The sequence below is a fragment of the Thalassiella azotivora genome (assembly GCF_054781695.1).
This window is the reverse complement of sequence record NZ_BAAGTX010000046.1, coordinates 1-3,753: the sequence shown is the minus strand read 5'-3', so window position 1 is coordinate 3,753 and position 3,753 is coordinate 1. Positions and strand designations below refer to the sequence as shown.

The 3,753-nt window shown below is 59.9% G+C and carries 2 rRNA genes; both read left to right on the top strand.

The features are described 5' to 3' along the window. The first annotated feature begins 326 nt into the window (after positions 1 to 326). Positions 327 to 3,447, top strand: a 23S ribosomal RNA gene (locus ACYVQV_RS18890). 127 nt (positions 3,448 to 3,574) lie between these two features. After that, positions 3,575 to 3,691: ribosomal RNA gene (gene rrf / locus ACYVQV_RS18885) — 5S ribosomal RNA — on the top strand. Positions 3,692 to 3,753: the final 62 nt, after the last annotated feature.

Below are 3,753 nucleotides of genomic sequence, written 5' to 3'. Positions count from 1 at the left end.
CGGGCCGGCGTGAGTACGGCTCGTGTCCCCTTGGGGGGTGTGGGTGGGGAAAGCGTCGGGTTCGGGTGGTGGGGGTGGTCGGGCACGCTGTTGGGTCCTGAGGGTTCGGGCGTCCTGGGTGCTGGTGGCGGTGTGTGTTGCCGTTGCGGGTGGCTGGGGCCTGGTGACCTTCGCGGGCCGTGTCGTCGGTTGAACCGTCCTCGTGTCGTCGGTGTCCTCGCGTGTGTGGGGGTGCTGGTGGTGCCGGGGGTAGGCGCCGGGGTGCGATGCGGTGTCGCCCGTTGCTTGAGAACTGCACAGTGGACGCGAGCATCTTTAGTTTTTGTGGCCAAGTTTTTAAGGGCACACGGTGGATGCCTTGGCACCAGGAGCCGATGAAGGACGTAGGAACCTGCGATAAGCCTCGGGGAGTTGGTAACCGAACTGTGATCCGAGGATTTCCGAATGGGGAAACCCGGCTGGATTCATCTCCAGTCACCCGCGCCTGAACACATAGGGCGTGCGGAGGGAACGTGGGGAAGTGAAACATCTCAGTACCCACAGGAAGAGAAAGCAACCGCGATTCCGTGAGTAGTGGCGAGCGAAAGCGGAAGAGGCCAAACCGCGTGCGTGTGATAGCTGGTAGGCGTTGCGCATGCGGGGTTGAGGGACCGTCCGGCCTGAGCTACCGATCAGGCAGGGAGTCAGAAAACCGCGTCATAGTCGAAGGGTCTTGAATGGCCCGGCACAGAGGGTGGCACCCCCGTAGACGAAATGGCGTGGTCTCCCGGACGGGATCCCAAGTAGTACGGGGCCCGAGAAATCCCGTACGAATCTGGGGGGACCACCCCCTAAGCCTAAATACTCCCTGGTGACCGATAGCGGACAAGTACCGTGAGGGAAAGGTGAAAAGTACCCCGGGAGGGGAGTGAAATAGTACCTGAAACCGTGTGCCTACAAGCCGTCGGAGCCTCCGTGTGGGGTGACGGCGTGCCTTTTGAAGAATGAGCCTGCGAGTTAGCGATACGTGGCGAGGTTAACCCGTGTGGGGAAGCCGTAGCGAAAGCGAGTCCGAACAGGGCGAGTCAGTCGCGTGTCCTAGACCCGAAGCGAAGTGATCTACCCATGGCCAGGTTGAAGCGCGGGTAAGACCGCGTGGAGGACCGAACCCACCAGGGTTGAAAACCTGGGGGATGAGCTGTGGGTAGGGGTGAAAGGCCAATCAAACTTCGTGATAGCTGGTTCTCCCCGAAATGCATTTAGGTGCAGCGTCACGTGTTTCTTGCCGGAGGTAGAGCTACTGGATGGCCGATGGGCCCCACAAGGTTACTGACGTCAGCCAAACTCCGAATGCCGGTAAGTGAGAGCGTGGCAGTGAGACTGCGGGGGATAAGCTCCGTAGTCGAGAGGGAAACAGCCCAGACCACCAGCTAAGGCCCCTAAGCGTGTGCTAAGTGGGAAAGGATGTGGAGTTGCACAGACAACCAGGAGGTTGGCTTAGAAGCAGCCACCCTTGAAAGAGTGCGTAATAGCTCACTGGTCAAGTGATTCCGCGCCGACAATGTAGCGGGGCTCAAGCACACCGCCGAAGCTGTGGCATTCACGCATCGCCCGGCCCGTCCCCTCGAGGGATGGGTCCAGGCGCGTGGATGGGTAGGGGAGCGTCGTGTGGCGAGTGAAGCGGCGGGGTGACCCAGCCGTGGACGCCACACGAGTGAGAATGCAGGCATGAGTAGCGAAAGACGGGTGAGAAACCCGTCCGCCGAATGACCAAGGGTTCCAGGGCCAGGTTAATCCGCCCTGGGTAAGTCGGGACCTAAGGCGAGGCCGACAGGCGTAGTCGATGGACAACGGGTTGATATTCCCGTACCGGCGAAGAACCGCCCATACCGAACCCGGCGATGCTCAGCGCCCGAGGTCCGGGCGTCCTTCGGGACACCCGGACTGAGCGCGCGACCCAGACCGGTAGTAGGTAAACGCATTAACAGGGGTGACGCAGGAAGGTAGCCCAGCGTGGCGATGGTTGACCACGTCCAAGGTCGTAGGGCGAGGGGTAGGCAAATCCGCCCCTCATCGAGCCTGAGAGCCGACAGTGACTGCGAACGCAGGATAATGGGTGATCCTATGCTGCCAAGAAAAGCCTCGGCGTGAGGTTCTAGCCGCCCGTACCCCAAACCGACTCAGGTGGTCAGGTAGAGAATACCAAGGCGATCGAGTGAATCGTGGTTAAGGAACTCGGCAAAATGCCCCCGTAACTTCGGGAGAAGGGGGGCCTGAAGGGTCAAGGCACATGCTGCCGGCAGCCCCGAAGGCCGCAGAGACCAGGGAGAAGCGACTGTTTACTAAAAACACAGGTCCGTGCGAAGTCGCAAGACGATGTATACGGACTGACGCCTGCCCGGTGCTGGAACGTTAAGGGGACGGGTTAGCCTCACGGCGAAGCTCAGAACTTAAGCGCCAGTAAACGGCGGTGGTAACTATAACCATCCTAAGGTAGCGAAATTCCTTGTCGGGTAAGTTCCGACCTGCACGAATGGCGTAACGACTTCTCCGCTGTCTCAACCGCGAACTCGGCGAAATTGCACTACGAGTAAAGATGCTCGTTACGCGCAGCAGGACGGAAAGACCCCGGGACCTTTACTACAGTTTGGTATTGGTGTTCGGTGCGGCTTGTGTAGGATAGGTGGGAGACTGTGAAGCCGGCACGCCAGTGTCGGTGGAGTCAACGTTGAAATACCACTCTGGTCGTTCTGGACATCTAACCTCGGTCCGTGATCCGGATCAGGGACAGTGCCTGATGGGTAGTTTAACTGGGGCGGTTGCCTCCTAAAAAGTAACGGAGGCGCTCAAAGGTTCCCTCAGCCTGGTTGGCAATCAGGTGGCGAGTGTAAGTGCACAAGGGAGCTTGACTGCGAGACTGACAGGTCAAGCAGGGACGAAAGTCGGAACTAGTGATCCGGCCGTGGTTCGTGGAAACGCGGTCGCTCAACGGATAAAAGGTACCCCGGGGATAACAGGCTGATCTTGCCCAAGAGTCCATATCGACGGCATGGTTTGGCACCTCGATGTCGGCTCGTCGCATCCTGGGGCTGGAGTAGGTCCCAAGGGTTGGGCTGTTCGCCCATTAAAGCGGTACGCGAGCTGGGTTTAGAACGTCGTGAGACAGTTCGGTCCCTATCCGCTGCGCGCGCAGGAAACTTGAGAAGGGCTGTCCCTAGTACGAGAGGACCGGGACGGACTAACCTCTGGTGTGCCAGTTGTTCCGCCAGGAGCACGGCTGGTTAGCTACGTTGGGAAGGGATAACCGCTGAAAGCATCTAAGCGGGAAGCCTGCTTCAAGATGAGGTTTCCACGGGGCTTGCCCCGAGAGGCTCCCAGCTAGACTACTGGGTTGATAGGCCGGATGTGGAAGCGAGGACCAAAGACTCGTGAAGCTGACCGGTACTAATAAGCCGACAACTTGCCACAACACCAAACCAAAGAAATGCTACGCGTCCACTGTGCGGTTCCCGAGAAACGGTCGACCCCCACCCCCTGGCCACCACACGGCGCCACCCGGGGGCACCACGGGGCCACACCGACATCTCCATAGAGTTACGGCGGCCATAGCGGTGGGGAAACGCCCGGTCCCATTCCGAACCCGGAAGCTAAGCCCACCAGCGCCGATGGTACTGCGCGGGAGACCGCGTGGGAGAGTAGGACACCGCCGGACAACCATTCGATGACGGTCACCCCCACACCCGGGGGTGACCGTCATCGCATTCCCACACCCAC